Annotated in this window: 13 protein-coding genes; 5 read left to right on the top strand and 8 right to left on the bottom strand. The window is 47.4% G+C overall.

The annotated features are described in order from the left end of the window. Window positions 1–417 precede the first annotated feature (417 nt). Window positions 418–1698 (top strand): hypothetical protein, encoded by a 1281-nt coding sequence (locus tag NEPTK9_RS05290; RefSeq protein WP_194847791.1) that lies wholly within the window; start codon window positions 418–420, stop codon window positions 1696–1698. Here NEPTK9_RS05290 and NEPTK9_RS05285 read toward each other — a convergent pair. Together NEPTK9_RS05285 and NEPTK9_RS05280 are read right to left on the bottom strand one after the other, a co-directional pair. Beyond that, a complete protein-coding gene (locus NEPTK9_RS05285) occupies window positions 1695–2555 on the bottom strand; it encodes a nucleotidyl transferase AbiEii/AbiGii toxin family protein (protein WP_194847790.1) in 861 nt (286 codons plus the stop codon). The two genes, NEPTK9_RS05290 and NEPTK9_RS05285, sit on opposite strands and share 4 nt — an antisense overlap. Next, window positions 2552–3184: a type IV toxin-antitoxin system AbiEi family antitoxin domain-containing protein gene (locus NEPTK9_RS05280; protein WP_194847789.1), complete on the bottom strand. Its 633-nt coding sequence runs from the start codon at window positions 3182–3184 to the stop codon at window positions 2552–2554. Before NEPTK9_RS05280 ends, NEPTK9_RS05285 begins: the two co-directional genes overlap by 4 nt. Window positions 3185–3329: 145 nt before the next feature. On the opposite strand from NEPTK9_RS05280, the gene xerD reads away from it, so the two are divergent. Next, entirely contained in the window at window positions 3330–4187 is an 858-nt protein-coding gene (xerD, locus tag NEPTK9_RS05275; RefSeq protein ID WP_194847788.1) for a site-specific tyrosine recombinase XerD, read from the top strand. 161 nt (window positions 4188–4348) lie between these two features. Here xerD and NEPTK9_RS05270 read toward each other — a convergent pair whose 3' ends face one another. The 4 genes from NEPTK9_RS05270 to NEPTK9_RS05255 all read right to left on the bottom strand — a co-directional run bounded on the left by NEPTK9_RS05270 (window position 4349) and on the right by NEPTK9_RS05255 (window position 10793). Then, window positions 4349–4744, bottom strand: a complete 396-nt coding sequence (locus NEPTK9_RS05270) for a type II toxin-antitoxin system HicB family antitoxin (RefSeq protein WP_194847787.1) — start codon at window positions 4742–4744, stop codon at window positions 4349–4351. A gap of 301 nt (window positions 4745–5045) precedes the next feature. Next, window positions 5046–8216, bottom strand: coding sequence for an efflux RND transporter permease subunit (locus tag NEPTK9_RS05265; protein WP_194847786.1), 3171 nt, complete (start codon window positions 8214–8216; stop codon window positions 5046–5048). Next, window positions 8213–9313 carry an efflux RND transporter periplasmic adaptor subunit gene (locus NEPTK9_RS05260; RefSeq protein WP_194847785.1) on the bottom strand — a complete coding sequence of 367 codons (1101 nt, stop codon included), beginning with the start codon at window positions 9311–9313 and terminating at the stop codon, window positions 8213–8215. Before NEPTK9_RS05260 ends, NEPTK9_RS05265 begins: the two co-directional genes overlap by 4 nt. Continuing rightward, window positions 9294–10793: a TolC family protein gene (locus tag NEPTK9_RS05255; RefSeq protein WP_194847784.1), complete on the bottom strand. Its 1500-nt coding sequence runs from the start codon at window positions 10791–10793 to the stop codon at window positions 9294–9296. Before NEPTK9_RS05255 ends, NEPTK9_RS05260 begins: the two co-directional genes overlap by 20 nt. Window positions 10794–11346: 553 nt before the next feature. Here NEPTK9_RS05255 and NEPTK9_RS05250 point away from each other — a divergent pair. From NEPTK9_RS05250 to NEPTK9_RS10005, 3 genes are all read left to right on the top strand, one after another. Further along, window positions 11347–13680, top strand: a complete 2334-nt coding sequence (locus tag NEPTK9_RS05250) for a 2OG-Fe(II) oxygenase (RefSeq protein ID WP_194847783.1) — start codon at window positions 11347–11349, stop codon at window positions 13678–13680. A gap of 194 nt (window positions 13681–13874) precedes the next feature. After that, window positions 13875–14120, top strand: a complete 246-nt coding sequence (locus NEPTK9_RS05245; RefSeq protein WP_194847782.1) for a hypothetical protein — start codon at window positions 13875–13877, stop codon at window positions 14118–14120. After that, entirely contained in the window at window positions 14120–14317 is a 198-nt protein-coding gene (locus tag NEPTK9_RS10005; protein ID WP_194847781.1) for a type II toxin-antitoxin system YafQ family toxin, read from the top strand. Before NEPTK9_RS05245 ends, NEPTK9_RS10005 begins: the two co-directional genes overlap by 1 nt. Window positions 14318–14495: 178 nt before the next feature. On the opposite strand, the gene gatB is transcribed toward NEPTK9_RS10005, so the two are convergent. After that, window positions 14496–15965, bottom strand: a complete 1470-nt coding sequence (gene gatB, locus NEPTK9_RS05235) for an Asp-tRNA(Asn)/Glu-tRNA(Gln) amidotransferase subunit GatB (RefSeq protein WP_194847780.1) — start codon at window positions 15963–15965, stop codon at window positions 14496–14498. Beyond that, a complete protein-coding gene (gene gatA, locus NEPTK9_RS05230; RefSeq protein WP_194847779.1) occupies window positions 15965–17431 on the bottom strand; it encodes an Asp-tRNA(Asn)/Glu-tRNA(Gln) amidotransferase subunit GatA in 1467 nt (488 codons plus the stop codon). Before gatA ends, gatB begins: the two co-directional genes overlap by 1 nt. Between the last annotated feature and the right edge of the window lies 1 nt (window position 17432).

Here is a 17432-nt window from a genome sequence, read left to right as displayed (position 1 = left end):
TTTTCCCATTTAGCTAGCTCCTATTTTGTACCTTGCTGAAGCTAATACTTATCTCAACTATTTGGAATTATGACAAATCTTTTTTACCAAATAACCCTGCAGTATGTATGATTTTTTCATACATACTGGCAGTGTTGTACCCATTCCGACTCAAGATTTGGGTTTTCCCTGAGCCAGCATCTCCAGCTTTAACCCCCTCTGCATCGCCCCTATCTCCTGGATAGGGGACTGCTTTGATGGGGCTAAATCTGGAGCGCTGGCTTTGGCAACCCCCCAAATCTTGAGTCGGAATGGGTATAAAGTAAATTTTTTAAGCGATTGACAAATAAATTGTTATGTACTATACTAGTAGTGCGGAATTCCGTAAGTGTAAGAATAACAATGGTTTTAGAGTTAGTAAGAAAATCTCAGGCATATATGCCACCCCTATATCGGTATAAGCCCCTCTCCCAGGAGGAGGTGCCCGTTCCCGCTATTCCAAAGAAACCGAAGGAAAAGTGGACGTCGCGGGAGTATGCCTATGCGACCACCGGCTTTGCCAATGTAGGTCGTTTTGGGGCAAGTCTCTCCAATGCGATCCATGGCCGTCCTGACTCTCTTGGGATGCAGGGAGTGGGAATGACTGTTGCTCTAGGGATGCTAACAGGTCCGATCACCTTTGTAAAAGGGGTTAAAGCCTACCTGAAAGCTAAGAAGCTGGGAGATCTTTGGGGCAAGGTCATTGGAATGGTCAATACGATCCGAGGACCGAATGAAACCTTAGGTGCGCTGACATTTTCGACCTTTCGGGCGCTGTCGATCGCAGGGGCCTATACCTCTGGGAAGGCTTTAACTGTGGCGACAATGGTCTTTAACCATTTTGGAACAGCAACATTTGGGTTAGGTTATATTTTTCTTGCGATTCCAAGTATTATTGGCCTTGTCAAAAACGGGAGTTTCGGTAAAGAGCTTGCTGCTAACCCAGGAAAAGAGATTGAGATCTTAAAAAAGGAACTCCGAGGAAGTTATGAGAAGCGGAAGGCGTTTGTTGATCGAGTCAAAGCTGGAAAGGTTAAGGACAAAGATCGGGACATCTCTGTTTTAACTCGAGAAGATCTGAGCTTTTTAGAGCGAGAAGCTCAAGGAGATACCGAACTATTAAAGAAGCTGAAGAATGCCTATCCACTCTTTAAAAAAGGGCGGGAGAAGGTTCTTGCGCGAAAAACGGGAGAGGAGACGGTTCGGCTGATCAAAGAGCTAGGCGAGAGAACGCCTGGAAAAGCTGAAGCAGCTGTAATCCTTAAGCAGGTCAAAAAAGAGATGGCTTGGAGCCGTTTTTACCATGTTGCGATGCTTACGTTCTGTATCATCGGGATGACAGCTGTCATTACGGGATCGATTGCGAGTGGAGGAACCCTCGGGATTATTGCTTCAGCAGCGTGGCTTGCAACAGGGATCGGAATGCTTGGGATCGATTTGCATGGTCTTTACAAGGCGTGGCAAGCGGGGAATATCGACCTGAAGGATAAGGTCTCTTTTGTTGCGATGAATGCCCTTCTCTTCCTCTCAATGGGGGCTGGAATCGCCCTTTCTGGGGGACTTGCTCCGATCATCGTTGGCTCGATCGTCAGCGGAATCTATGTCATTATCGGTGGCTACTCTTATTTAAGGTGGAATCAGAAGGAGCAGACTTCTGATTCTACTAAGCATCAGTTTTAAACCGTTTTAAGGTGTGAAATTAGGTCGAGAAAGAAGGGAGAAGACCAAGAATCTAGTACCTTAGGGTCGTAAAGAAAAGATCGGACATCATTCTTAGCATGCTCCCAATCTATACTTTCTATTTTTTCCCCTAAAAGATTTAGCAGTTTTTTGTGGTCAAGGCTTTCTTTTGAAGGGAGATGACCTGATTGATACATTCTTTGGGCGAGATGGGATAGATGAGCTGGGGTCTTTTTTGAGATAAACCACACTAAATCATACCAGTCACGCCCCTTTACACGCGTCTTCCAGTTTCTGCATAAGATAGCATGCATTTTCCCTGCAAAAAGATCGCTTGGATGATAGGTAAGAATGTAAAATGGGGTAGGGTTTAGAACAAGTTTTGTTTCTACATCAAAACCTAAAGGGGGATTGGTGTCGACCTCTAGCTTGATTGCAATCTTCTCTTCAGGGTGAATTCCTTTTTGAGCGCCTCCTTCTTCTTCAATCGTTAATAATAGCTTTAGGGTATTGCTTTTTACAAAGGCAGACAAAATAGGGGGGGCTTTCTTTTTTGCACTTATTTCGACATGAAAACCAAGGGCGCTCATTTCTTTTCTTAGACCTTCTAGGAATGGCTGGAAATTGAACTTAGCTTCTGGGCTTAGAAGGGAAAAGTCTAGGTCCTCACTAAACCTGTCTAACCCATAAAGAATGCGTAAGGCTGTTCCACCATAAAAAGCAGCATGTTCAAAGAATCGCTGACGTGCAAGCCCTAATAGAGCGCTTTGTTGGAGAATTTCTCGCAAAACATCTTTTTTTTTAAGAGGTGAATCGCGGTATTTATGGATTAAGTCTTGAATAGCTGGCTGTGTCATAACTTCCTTATGATATTGGATAACTTTTTTATCGTTTCTGATTTGTATTGTTTTGCTATTTCTTCTAATGCCTCTTTTTTAAGAGATTGCAAGTTTTCTTTTTCAATTCTTTTCCCTACCAGTAAATCTTCTAAGAGTTCATCTTCATTCATTTCATCACATGTCATAAACACCCAGTCTGCCAAGGCCTTTTCAGGAGTAGCCATTAAAAACCCTCCTAATTGACCCTCGATTTCTTTGCGGTCAATTCCTACAGTGTATCGAGATTTACTTAAGTGGCGGTATGTGAAGGTGCCTATTGGTGTTGTAAATTCTTTGTTATTTCCTATTGTTACACTGGTTACAACAGATACACGCTCAGGAATAAAACCATAAAAAGAAAGAGCCCACTCTAAGCTGATATAGGAAGGGCCATAAAGGAGATTTCCTATTTGTTCATAGGGATAATCTACTTTTCCTCTACGGAATCGAGATGTGATAATAAAAAAACCATTTTTTAAACGGAGTAACTCCCCTTTTCGGACCATGCGAGCAATCCAGTCCCGAGGATTTTTATAGCTAGAAAGATGAGCAAGTAGAGTTTGGCAGTCTACGTAAGGAGTTTCTATGGTATCAAGTATGTCTCTCATAATTTTTATTGTAACAGAATCTCCAATTTTATTGGAGATTCTGTGTTGGTTCTGCTTAATTTTATTCTTAAGTTTTTAAAAATAAATTGGTTGTGTTTTGAAAAAAAGAGTGGAAAATCAGGGCAGACTCCTTTAAACTAAAGGAATGAATTGGAACACATGTATCGGGGACTTTCTCTCTTTTATCGGAGCGGAAAAAGGGCTGTCGGTCAATACGATCGAGGCGTATGAGCGGGACATCCGCCGCTTCACAGAGGAAAAAGATCAAGAGATCAAAGAGGAGACAATCGTCTCTCATCTATCGGAACTTAAGGAAAAGGGATATGCAAGTAGTTCGGTTTACCGGACGTTGATGGCTCTAAGGGTCTTCTTCCGCTTTTTGAAGCGGGAGGGGTATGTCGCAAAGGATCCCACAGCCCTTTTAGACTCTCCTAAGATGTGGCAGCTGATTCCGGAAGTTCTTTCTAGCGATGAGGTGGAACGCCTCCTTCACGCGCCCGATAGGGAATGTGAAGAGGGAGCCCGCGACAAGGCGATTTTGGAAACCCTTTATGCAACGGGGATCCGGGTGAGTGAGCTTTGTGGACTCAGTGTTCATGATGTGGGAGATACCGAGATTCGTGTGCGGGGAAAAGGGGGGAAAGAGCGGGTAGTGCCCATTGGGGAAGAGGCCCTTTTAGCGATCGATCACTATCTGGCAAACTTTCGAGATGATGGGGGAAAAGAGTGCCCTCTCTTTCTCTCAAAGCGGGGAAAGCGGATTGGGCGGACAACGGTGTGGGAGCGGGTGAAACACTATGCCCGCGTTGTGGGGATCGAAAAGGAGATTTCTCCCCATACCCTCCGCCACTCGTTTGCGACTCACCTTCTTGATCATGGGGCCGACCTCCGGGTGATCCAAGAGATGCTCGGCCATGCCGATATTGGAACAACCGAGCGGTACACCCACCTTTCTAAAAAGCGGCTCTTCGACGCTTTTGATACGTTTCATCCTCGCAACTAGTGTCTAGTCCCTAAAGTTGCTGGATGAAATTGCACCCAGATTTTTGGTTCTGGGGGCCTCAAAAAATCGATAAGATTGTCTATGGACAAGGCGAGATTTTGAGAGGTTCCTAGGATCAAAAAGGCGGGTTAATTTCGCCAAAGAACTTTGGGGGCTAGACACTAACGGGCGTTAGTGGATAAGCCGAATTCTTCGATTCCTTTGTCAACAATTAGGTCTAAAGTTTTGCTTAAAGACTTATGTTCTTGAACAGCAATTTTGCTTAATAAGTAGTGTCTTTCAGCGGTTGTCCTATAGGAAATGTTTCCTTTGAACTTCTTTTTGTCAACGGGTTCTGGAATAGGGTCGCCTTGCTTTAAATAGAGCTTAATAGCTCCTTTAATAGCTTCCTTGATAAGCTTCATCCCTTCTTCAATAGTATCAGCATCGGTGCAAATACCTGGGAGTTCATTGACTCGGATAATATAATAGGTCTTCCTATTATAAGTCTCCTGCTCGACCGTATAACTCCAGTTTAGATTAAGATAGTAGCTAAGACTCTTTTTCTTAGTAGCCATGATCCCTTAAAACCTCCTTAATATCCCTAATTTGATATGGGAGAAGCTGAGGCCTTTTTTTTTGATCGAAACATTTTTATAGCAATCTTTAAGGATCCAATAATATCCTGCAGGGAGGCTCCTGAGGGAAATTGAGATAGAATATCTAAAATCTGGTCCAGCTCTTGTTTAGGGATTTTTTTAGGCATATTGACTTCAGGGTGTTCTAATGTGTCACTAAAACCTATTGTGACACAAAAACAGGTATTGTGACATAAAAACCCTTAAATCACTTGTTTTTAGATGTAAAGCGGCTTTACATTTAGGGGGTATCATCCCCAAGCTCTTCGGGGGGGCCATCTTTTAGCTTTTTTCTTTCGTGGTAGCGGTGGCGCAACCCTTCAAGATAGGTGAAGACGATCGGGGTGAAGTAGAGGGTGATGATCTGGGAAATAATCAGGCCACCAACGATCACCATCCCAAGGGGACGGCGGGATTGGGCGGTTGAGCCACCGACGCCGAGGGCGATGGGAACCGCTCCCATCATGGCGGCGAAGGTGGTCATCAAAATGGGGCGGAAACGGGCGCAGCAGGCATCGTAGATGGCGGTGTGGGTATCCTTCCCTTCGTGGAGCCCTTCGTTGGCAAAGTCGACAAGCATGATTCCGTTTTTAAGGACGATCCCTAGAAGCATGATCATCCCGACAAAGGCGTAGAGGGAGAGGGTCTCCCCAAAGAGCAGGAGGGTGAGGACGGCGCCAAAAGCGGCGGGGGGAAGGGCGGACATCACGGTAAGGGGGTGGATGAAGTTTTCGTAGAGAGCGCCGAGAATCACATAGATCGCAAAGATAGTGATCACAAAGAGGAACCTAAGACTAGCGAAGGACTGCTGGAAAATTTCGGTGGAGCCGATCTGTATTGCATGGACATCTTTGGAAAGGGTTTGATCTGAAATGTCACTGAGAGAAGCGAGGGCATTGCCGAGGGGAACCCCGGCGCCAAGGTCGTAGGAGATGGTGACCGAGGGGAGGGTGTTGATGTGGGCGACACTTAAGGGGCCGACCGTTTGTTCCCAGGAGCTGACGGCGGAAAGGGGAACTTGGGTTGCAAAAGAGGTTCCAATATTGTTGTTATCGCCCCGCGCATTGATCTCGGTTTTGGTGCTGGCTGAGACGTAGAGCTTGTCGAGAACGGTGGGGTCTTTATAGGCGCTAGGGACCGTTTCAATAATGACCCAGTACTGGTCGGAAACGCCGTTGATCTGGGAGAGCTTTCCTTGGGAGTAGGCATACTCAAAAGCGGACTCGATCGCGTTGGCTGAGATGTTAAGGTCGTAAGCGCGGTCCCGATCGATGGTGACGTCGAGGTAGGGGGCATCGTTATGCATATCACTTGTCACCTGTCTAAAATCGGACGACTGTTTCATCTGGTCGATCACCTTTTGGGCGTCGGTGTAAAGCTTGTCGGAGTCGAGCCCCTGAAGGGTATACTGGTAGTTCCCCATACTTTGGGAGGTGCCAACATCGAGGTTCAGGAGGGGAAGGGGGCGGAGGAAGATGCTCACGCCGGGCACTTTTTGGAGCTTGGCGAGGAGCTCGTTAATCGTATCCTTCATGCTCGCCCGCTCGCTATAGGGCTTGAGGCGGATGAAGATCAGCGATTGGTTATCGCTTGGAATGGCCCCAACGGCAACGAGGTCTTGGACATTGGGGTCTTGACGGACAATATCGGAGAGTTTTTCTTGGTACTCGATCATTTTATAGGGGGAGGTGGCGTCGGAGGCAATGGCAAACCCGTTGATAAAGCCGAGGTCATCGCCAGGGATAAAGTCTGTGGGAAGGGACATGCCGAGGTAGAGGGAGAGGATGAAGGATCCCACCCCGACCATGATGGTCATGATCCGGTGTTTGAAGACAACGTTGAGCCCCTTTTTGTAGATATTGAGGAGGCCATTATTGAGCTTATCGGAGATTTTTTCGATCCAGTTGAGCTTTTTTCCTTGGGAGTGGGGGGCGATAAAGCGGCTGCAAAGCATGGGGGTGAGCGAAAGGGAGATAAACCCGGAGATCAGAACAGCGGTCACAATGGTGATGGCAAACTCGCGGAAGATCCGCCCCATGATCCCCGCCATAAAGACCATGGGGATGAAGACGCAGGCCAAGGAAAGGGTCATCGAGAGAATTGTAAAGCTAATTTGTTTCGAGCCGTTAAGGGCAGCGACCCAGGTCGTTTTTCCCATCTCGACATGGCGGTGGATATTTTCCAAAACAACGATGGCATCATCGACCAAAAACCCGATTGAAAGGGTGATGGCTAAAAGGGAGAGGATATCGATACTAAAGCCATAGATATACATGAAGGCGAAGGTGCCGATAACCGACATGGGAAGGGCGAGGAGGGGGATGAGGGTATCCATCGGCCTGCCGAGGTAGAAAAGGACGACCAAAACGACAAGGATAAAGGCAATGATGAGGGTGAGCTCAACATCATGGACCGACTCCATAATAAAGACCGACTGGTCGAAAAGGGTTTCGAGCTTGATCGAGACGGGAAGCTCCCACTTGATCTCATCGAGAAGGTCTTCGACCCCTTGGATCACCTTGATCGTATTGGCCCCCGCTTGCTTGACAATGGCGATTACGACGCAAGGGGTTTTGCTGTCGGGGGTGATGTAGTTCAGGGAGTATTTGTCATCTTGAAGGGAGTTGACCGCCTGCCCCATATCTTTAACTTTTAGAAGGGCGTGGTTGTTGTTCCGGACGATGAGGTTGGCATACCCCTCTGCTTTTTTCATTTGTCCATCGACATCGATTGTAAATTCGACATCGGGACCATAGAGATTACCAACGGGGAGCTCGGGGTTACTGTTCACAATCGCATCGGCCACTTCGTTGATCCCGATTTGGTGGGCCGAGAGGTAGTCGGGGTCGACCTGGACCCGGACAGCAAAGGAAGAGCCGTAGACATTGACGTCGGAAACCCCGTTGACCATCCCCAATCGCCGTCCCATGAGGGAGTAGGCATAGTCGTAAAGCTCTCCAAGGGACATGAGATCGGAGGAGACCGACATAAAGAGGACCGGGGTTTGGGCTGGATTGGTTTTCTTGTAGGTGGGGAAGTTGGGAAGATCGTTCGGAAGGTCGGGTTGGGCTTGGTTGATGGCCGCTTGAACGTCGGTGGCTGCTGCATCGATATCGCGATCGAGATTGAACTGAAGGACGATTGTGGATTCTCCATTGGTACTTGAAGAGGCGATCGTTTGGATCCCTTCGACCGAAGCAAACTGCCGCTCCAAAGGGGAGGTGACCGTATCGGCCATCGTTTGGGGGCTTGCTCCCGGATAGCTTGTGGTCACTTCAATGGTAGGGAACTCGACATCGGGAAGGTCGCTGACCGGAAGTCCTTGGTAGGCGAGCATCCCCAAAAAGAGAATGGAGGCCATGACCAAAGTGGTCATCACAGGGCGGCGGATAAAAGGTTCAGATAAACTCATCTATCCCCCTCATTAGTCACAACGGTGACCTTCGCACCAGGGAAGAGGTTGACCTGCCCAACCGTGATCACTTTTTCTCCCGCCTTCACCCCCTTGGTGATGACGATCGTATTGTCCTCTTGCATCTGCCCGACTGTGACATTGCGCCTTTCAACGGTCCCATTTCCCTTAAGGATGTAGACATATTTGGTTTTAGGGCTGATCTGAACCGCTTCGAAAGGGACGAGGACGGCATTTTCCAAGGTGTCAAGGACGAGCTTCACCTTCACATATTGGTTGGGCCAAAGGATCTTGTCGAGATTAGGAAGGGTCGCTTTCATCTTGATCATTCCGGTCGATAGGTCGACCCCATTGTCGATGAAGGTCAACAACCCTTCATAGGTGGGAGTTCCTGGATCATCGACGGTGACATAGACCTTTAGATCGTTGTATTTGGCCCGGTAGCGCTGCACCGCAGGAAGGTGTTTTTCATTGACGAAGAACGTGGAATAGATCGGGGTGATCTGGTTGAGGGTGACCAGGGTCGTTTCGGCATTTTCTAAGATGAGGTTTCCATCATCAATCAGACTTTCTCCTGCCCGCGCATCCATCGGTGCATAGACGGTGGTGTAGCCGAGGTTGATCTTTGCATTTTCGACATCGGCCCGACTTTGTTTAACCAAAGCATCATCGACAATCACATTGGTAATCAAGTTGTCATAGTCATTTTGAGAGATGTACTCATCTTTAACGAGCTGCGAGTTTCGTTCCGCAGTCCGCTCGGCATACCCAAGGCTTGCGATATTTTCTTCGAGTTGCCCCTCTGCTTTTTCAAGCTCAGCCAAGTAGGGACGTTGGTCGATGAGGTAGAGGAGCTGTCCCTCTTTCACATCATCGCCGTCAGCAAAATAGGTCTCGATCAGTTGGCCATTGGCCTGCGCCATCAGATCGATGATGTTATAGGCCTCCATATGCCCCACCGTTGAGATATAGTAAGGAACATCTTTAGCAATGGCCTTAGCCATTTGAACGGGAACCGGCTTAGGAGCGGGGGGCGCCGCTTTCTTAGAGCATCCCATCGCACCGAGTATCAACAGGCTAAAAAGAAGGTTTTTCATCGAGACTTTCCTCATCTTTAATTAACTCTATGTAGGGAGTCTTTTCCTCTTCTTTAGGGCTGAAGAGAACCCCTGTGGCGTAGGCAAGGTTGGCCACCGAAGTGTACCAGTTGTTTTGCGCCTGCGCCAATTGCGAGCGGGCATCGGCGACCGATGTTTGAGCATTGATCAGATCGATGATCGTCCCCGTTCCCACCCGGTATTTCTTTAGATTGACCTTAAAGTCCTCTTCAGCAGAGCTCAAGTAGGCCTTGGCATACTCGATCGACTCTTTGGCGTAGGAGACATCGCTCCGATAGTTGGAAACCTCTTGGATGATGTCGAGTTTGATCTGCTCGAGGGAAGCGCGCGACTCTTCAAGCGTTGCCCGGGCCTTTTTGACCGTGTTTTCGATGAAAAAACCTTGGAAGAGGGGGAAGGTGAGGCTCACCTGAGCCGCAAAGTCGTAGTGGTCGGAGATGCCACTATTGTAATATTGCCGTCCAATATTAAAATCTCCGGTGACCACAGGATATTTTTGGAGGCGGGCCGCTTTCATGCTGGCGATACTCGACTTGACCTCTGCCTCTGCAGCCATCAGGTCGGGACGGTTATCGTTTGCCTTTACGATTAGCTTATCGAGGGTTTCGAGCTTAAAGGGGACAATTTTTTCAGGGTAGTCTTGGAAGTAGTAGGCTCCATTCGAGGGGAGCCCCATATCATTAGTCAGCTCGGTGTAGGCATTGTGGAGGTTTTGCTTTTGGTTGACGACCGCCAGCTTTTGCGACAAGTAGTTTGTCTTTGCCTGGACGATGTCCGAGACATCGGCCAATCCGCGGCGGAACTTTTCCTCCGTCGCATCCAAAGTGACTTTTGCATTTACAACATCTTGCTCATTCGAAAAAAGCAATTGCTTTTGATAGAGGTAGTTGTAGTAGTCGGTCATGATCAGCTGGATCGTTTGTTGGATCTGGCTGTTGTGGGACCAGTCGGCATTATAAAGCGACTGCAGCGCAGCCTCACTCGTCATCCGGGTCTGCCCAAAATCCAAAATCGTATAGGTCAAATCGAGCTCCACCCCATACTGCGTTTCATAGACGATATTCCGGTCACTACCTGTAAATTCAGAATAACGACTCCGTGCATAATCCCCATCGATGTCGGCTAAAACGAAAAAGTCTTGAAGGGATTGGCCATATTCTGCGGCGCTGACCCGCGCAGCGGCCCAGCTTTGCCGGGTGGTTGGGTTGCGTGAAAGGGCCACGTCGATGATTTCAGCGAGGGTCATCGGCGCCTCTTTAGAAAAGAGTTCGTAATCCTCTTCTTCCCGCTCAAGCTCTCCTGTATCGGGAAGACGGCGACGCGCCTTTTCGGGGGGATGCCAGACCGAGCTACTTGCCGTTGGTGCGTAGGCGTAAGGGTTATTTGCCCCTTTTACGTCACATCCCTGACATAAAATAACAGCTAAAAAAACTAATGAAAAACAAAAAGCTCTTAACATTGGAGGCCTTTTCTCATTTAAAATTTTTATCTTTTTTGCCTTTTCTAATTAATTTCCCTGCTCGAATTTGACAACTTTACAAAGTTGACTGCATTCTCCGCAGAAAAATTTCTTTAGAAAATGCTAAAAAATCTAATTAATTTTAAATTAGGACAGGCCTCTTAAAAACCTACTCAATTTCTCTTTATTGGAAATAGGTTTTTTAAGCAAAAACATTTTCTTATTGTAGCAGATCCATTACTAAAGTGTGCAATTTCCTCCAACATGATCTCTTGATGGAAAAGCGATAAAATACTACTGAGGCAACCATCTTTATCATTAAGGTTTAGGGGCAGCATTTTCAAGTTGCACGACTCATTCATAATCGCTGGCGTTGCCACTCACGAGCAAAAAAATCTTTACAAAAATTTAGTTGCAAGCTAAAATAAAATTTCCTTTTTAGTCAAAAGCTATGGAGAAAGCAATAGGTATCAAAATTTCATACACATCTGATAATGGTGATCAATTTTGTATGTTAAAAGGTAGACTCTGTTAATCAAAAAGTTGGTAAGAAATGGAAGATATTGAAATTGAATATAACCGAGACTTAGGGGCGTTGGAAAGCCTTTTATCAAATGTTGATCGCCCTGGGAGCTATTGTGCGGAGGGTGCTGTTGAAATTCCGATGCCGAGAATAGAGGTTGAGAATATTGGGGCTTTGTCTTTTCCGATTCCTGAAGAGCAGGCCAGAAGATTGGTTGAAGAGAGTGTGCGTGCTCCTTATGGAAGGGGAGAAGAGACTCTTGTCGATACTTCGGTGAGGAATGTTTGGCAGCTGAGCCCCGAGCAGGTTTCGATAAAAGGGAGCTCATGGGAGGGGCATCTGGATGACATCCTTTCAAAGGTGAAGAAGGATCTTGGTTGTCAGGAAAAGAGCGTCAGAGCAGAGCTATATAAAATGCTCGTTTATGAGAAAGGGGGCTTTTTCCTGCCCCATCGGGATACTGAAAAAGCGGATGGGATGTTTGCAACTCTTGTTCTCTCCCTTCCTTCGGTACACGCAGGGGGAGAGCTTATCGTTCGCCATTTGGGCAAGGAAAAAAAGATCAACCTCAATCCTGTAGAGGAGGTCTCCACAATCTGTTTTGCGGCATTCTATGCAGATTGTGAGCATGAAGTGCTTCCGATTGAAGCGGGAAATAGGATCTGTTTGACCTATAACCTTATTTGGAGTTCTGATGAAAAGTCTGCTAAGTTGACACCCCCTATTTACGACCAAGAGGTTGCAGGGGTTCAAGAGCATCTTGAAGCCTTTTTTGATGATCCTTCCTCTCCTCCCAAGATTGCTTGGCTTCTTGAACACGAGTATACCTCTAGTGAGCTTTCGTTTGACACCTTAAAAAGCCAAGATGCTGCTTTGGTCCATGTTTTAAAAAAAGGGGCGGCTAATGCTGGTTGCGAGGTTTATCTCGGCATTGTGCATATTGAAGAGTCGGGGCCTGCTGAATATTATGACGATGATCTTTACTACTCTCGTGGAGAGAGGTTGGATGTCTCCTATACTGACCTTGATATTGTTGAAGTTGACTACAGGGAAGCGTATATCGACAACTGGATAAATAGCTCCAATGTTTCTATGGACTTTGGGAGGGTTCCTTTAGAGGGAGGAGAGGCTCTTCCCGCTGGAGACCTTGATGGCGTGCCTCCCGATGAGCAGTATCTTACCGAAGCAACTGGAAACGAAGGGGCAACGTTTGAGCGGTTTTACCGCTGCGCTGCTCTCGTCATTTGGAAAAAAGAGCGGTATGCTGAGGTTCTTCTTCAAGGGGGTGTAGAAAATGTGATTCCCTATCTCAACGAGATGGTTCAATCAGGTGGTTCGAAGAATCTGATTCTCAAAGCAGGGGAAAAGACTTTAGATCGATTGGAGTCGATTCTTGAAGACTCTTCTTACCGCTTCGCCAGAGAGCTTTCTTCTAAGGAGCAGTTCTTTTCAGCTCTGATTGCTACTGGTGAGAAAAGTCTTGTCATAAGGTTTATCGAGACGGTTCTTTATCGAGTCTATGATGAAAGCGATAATGCCAGCCTAATCAAGGCGATTCTCTTCTTGGGAAAACACCTTCCTGCCGATTTACTGCCTCAGCTTATTGCTTCTCGGATAGAGAAAAAACCTATTGCTTGTGTGGAGCTTTTAGCTCTGCTGATGGAAAATGGTCTTGATAAGGGGACTTTAGAAGGGGTGGTTTCTAAAGTGGTTACCTTTATTCCGAAGATAAAGGTAGAGATTGAGCCTCTTTTTGTTATCAAGCTTTGGAGGGTTTTAATCGCCTTTGAGCTAACAGATCTTGCTAACAATGCGGCTCATGCGGTGATTGCAAATTCCTCAATATTTGACCCTAAATTTGTCCTTCTTCCTGCCCTACAGGAGCTTCATCAAGCAAATAAAGAGATTTTTAAGCAGCAGAAGGAGCTCGTTCTTATTTGGAAGTATATTGGAAAAGTTCTCTTAGAAAGGAGCGGTCATCCACCTCAACCACCTGCGGACTGGAAAATAGAAGCAAAGCCTTCTTGTAAGTGCGAGGATTGCAAAGAGCTTCACTCTTTCCTCTTAGACCCTCTGGAGGAAATCCACCGTTTCCGGGTCAGGAAAGATCGTCGCCAGCACCTTCACAATGTCATTGGCTATCTTGGTGTTGATGTATCCCATGTAACCGAAAGAATAGGATCTCCTCAAACCCTGGTCTGCACAAAGACCCGTCGTACCTACAAACTTCAACTTGAGATCTATGAAAGTGATATTGAGGGGATGAAGGCCCTGCAGAGTCTTCCTCCAAGCTATCCAGAGATAGACTCTGACCTAGTGGATGCTATTGACCTCAGTGTTGGGTTTAGTTCGCTCAATTCCTAAGGGAGCTTGGCTTAAGTTTTCTTTTTTTGGGTCGAAGATAGGGGGCTAAATGGCACTTTTTTTGAGGACAACCAGCGTGAACAGCTAAAAAATAGGGTTTCGTACTGATTATAATGCTATAGCCAGCGCGAATCGATCTTTTTACTTGATTCACGCTGGTTATAGGGTTACAATCAGCGTAAACAGGGGTTTTTATGGCGACAGATACGACAAAGTTTTCAATCAATATGTCAATTAGGGATCACAAGAAGTTGAAGCGTGAAGCTGAAAGGTACGGCGTTACAATGAAAGATCTTACTTTATTAGCGCTAGAACCAATTCTTTATCCTCATAAGGAGCCGAATGCTAGAACACGTAAAGCGATGAAAGAAGCTGAGCAGAAAGGAGGACGAACCACTTATAAAAGTATGGGTGATCTTTTTGAGGCGCTTGGCCTCTGATGCCTCTAAAACTTGAAGCGACAAAGACTTTTGAACGTTCGCTTAAAAAGATGAGACGTAGGGGAAAAGACCTTGAAAAGATATACTATGTGGGTGAACTTCTTAGAAATAAGAAACCTCTTCCACCGAACTATAAAAACCATCCATTGAGAGGGAATTATAAGGGGTACTGGGAGTGTCATATAGAGCCTGACTAGCTTCTCGTTTACCGAAAAACCCCTTCATCAATTATCCTTGCCGATACAGGGTCTTATTCGGATCTTTTTTAATTATCAAAAAAAACCACTCGTTTATGCGCTAGCAAGATAGCTATAGCGAGCGCAAACAACCTGAAAATATCTGCTTACGCTCCGTATAATATTGGCAATAGACATCTCAGTCTCCGGAGATTTTTTTGGTTAATAGCTCTTTGACCACATCCGGGGAAGCTTTCCCCTTAGAAAGCTTCATCACCTGCCCGACGAGGAAGTTAAAGGCTTTGTCCTTCCCGTTTCTGAAGTCGATCACCGACTGCTCATTGGCGGCAAGGACCTGATCGACGAAGGGCTCGATCGCTGAGGTGTCATGAACGGCTTGGAAGTTGGGATTTTCCTTGATGATAAGTTCGGGATCTTTCCCCGGGTTTGCCACCATCACATCGGCAACTTGCTTGGCGATCCGGCCGGTGATCGCTTTGGTGTCGATGAAGGTGACGAGGCGGGCCACATGCTCGGGAAGGATCCCCGATTTGTAGAGGGGAGTGCTACTCTCTTTAAAGCGGCCGACAAATTCGACGGTCACCCAGTTGCAAAGGGAGGAGGCATTTTTGCAAAATTTAAGAGCTGCTTCGTAATAGTCAGAGAGCGATTTGTCATTGACGAGGATCGAGGCGTTATAGGGGGTCAGCTCCAGTTTTTCAGTGTAGCGCTCGTACCGCTGGTGGGGAAGCTCGGGAAGCTCTCTTCGGATCTTTTCAACATAGTCTTTGGTAAGAATGATCGGGGGAAGGTCGGGCTCGGGGAAGTAGCGATAGTCCTTCGCCTCTTCTTTGGAGCGCATCATGACCGTCTCTTTTTTATCGAGGTCAAGGCGGACGGTAGCGCTAGGGACGACGACATTGGGATCTTCATCGGGACGCTCGGTATAGGCGCGGATCTGGCGGCGGATCTCCGACTCAATCCCAATTTCCATATAGTTAAAAGAGTTGAGGTTTTTGATCTCCACCTTATTGCGGAGGGTTTTGTCTCCTTTTGGGCGAACCGAGACGTTGGTGTCGATCCGCATCGATCCCTCTTCCATGTTACAGTCAGAAACGTCGAGATATTCTAAGATCGTTTTTAAGGTGGTGGCGAAGGCTGTGGCCTCTTTAGGGGAGAACATGCAAGGTTCGGAGACGATTTCGAGTAGGGGGACGCCGGCCCGGTTATAGTCGACCCCTGCAAAGTCAGAAAAGTGTTTGAGCATCCCTGCATCATCCTCTAGATGGGCATGGTGGATCTCAAAGGTTTTGGTTTTTCCTTCAACATCGGCGATTACTTTTCCCCCGATAATAATGGGCATATCGAATTGGGTGATTTGAAAGTTGCGGGGGGAGTCGGGGTAGAAGTAAGATTTCCGGTCAAACTTGCTAAACTCGGCCACCTTTGCGTCGATCGCACATCCAAAGCGGACGGCGATTTCAACCGCCTCTTGGTTGAGGACGGGAAGGGCTCCGGGTTGCCCGGTGTCGACGATCTCGATATTGGTGTTGGGCTCATCACCAAACCGGTTGGGAGAGCGGGCAAAAATTTTGGAACGGGTTTTGAGCTGGGCGTGGACTTCGAGGCCAATCACGGGCTCCCACTCTTCATAAGGGATAGGGCTCATCACTCGACCTCCTTGTTAAATAGGGGAGGGATAAACTCTTTAAGCCCCCGTCCCTTTTCAAATTGGTGGGCGAAGTGGAGCACTTTTCCGTCGTCCATCTGGGGTCCCAAAAACTGGATGGCGTGGGGAAGACCCGAGCTATTTGTCCCACAAGGGACACTAATGGCGGGAAGGCCGGCCAGGTTTGCCCCAACCGTGTAGAGGTCTTGCAAATACATATCTAGTGGGTCCTTAATACCATCGAGTTCAAAGGCGGGTGTTGGCGTGGAAGGCATCGCCACGACATCACAGATCTCGAACGCTTTTTTGTACTCTTCGATCACCAAGGTGCGGATTTTTTGCGCTTTTTTGTAGTAGGCCTCTTGGTAGCCTGAAGAGAGGACAAAGGTTCCCAAAAGGATCCGTTGTTTCACCTCAGGGCCAAACCCCTCTTCTCTTGAAAGGTCGTAGATTTCATCGAGGGTTTTTGCTTTTTCTGACCGTTTTCCATAGCGAACCCCATCGAAACGGGCGAGGTTTGTCGAGGCCTCTGCTGTTGAAAGGATGTAGTAGATCGGAATTCCATACCTCAGCTTTTCGAGATTGACTTCGACGATATTTACCCCAAGCTCTTTTAAGACTTCGAGCCCTTTTTCAAACTCTTGGCGAGAAGTCTCTGAAAGATCTCCTAAAAATTTCCAGGGGACTCCGACGGTTTTTCCCTGGAGGGAGGTTTCCATGTGGTCGAGGTAGGGTTCTCCGGGCTTTTTGACATTAGTGGCATCGTAGTCGCACGGGTGGCCCATCACTTCCATCATGAGGGCGGCATCCTTAACGGTGGTTGTTAGCGGGCCGATCTGGTCGAGTGACGAGCCGAAGGCAACAAGGCCGTAGCGGGAGACCCGTCCATAGGTCGGCTTAAAACCGACAGTCCCTGTAAACGCTGCAGGTTGGCGGATCGATCCTCCCGTGTCACTTCCTAAAGCAATGGGAGCAAGGCGTCCTCCGACGGCAGCGGCAGAGCCTCCAGAAGAGCCTCCCGGTGCGTGGGAAAGACTCCAAGGGTTGCGGGTGAGCTGATAGGCAGAGTGTTCTGTCGAGGAGCCCATCGCAAACTCATCCATATTGGTTTTTCCGATGAGAATGCCATCTTGCTCTTCGATGAGGCGGGTCACCGTTGCATCGAAAGGGGCGGAGTAATTCGAAAGAAATTTAGAGGCGCAGGTGGTGATTTCCCCTTTGATTTGGATGTTGTCTTTGATCGCGATGGGGACGCCAGCAAGTTTGCCAACCAGCTGCCCAGCAGCGCGCTTAGCATCGAGCTTTTCCGCTTTTTCCATGGCACGGTCAGCAAAAACATTCAAAAAAGATTGGAGCTCCCCATCTAATAACTGGATCCTTTGGAGGAAATAGGCGGTAATTGCGGAGGCGGTGAGCTCTCCTTCGGTAAAGGCGCGGTGGAGTTCTAAGGCTGATTTTCTATACATG

Origin of the sequence: Candidatus Neptunochlamydia vexilliferae (genome assembly GCF_015356785.1) — a bacterium.
Taxonomy (GTDB): Bacteria; Chlamydiota; Chlamydiia; order Chlamydiales; family Simkaniaceae; genus Neptunichlamydia; species Neptunichlamydia vexilliferae.
The sequence above is the reverse complement of the archived record's forward strand: the minus strand, read 5'-3'. Positions and strand labels throughout refer to the sequence as shown.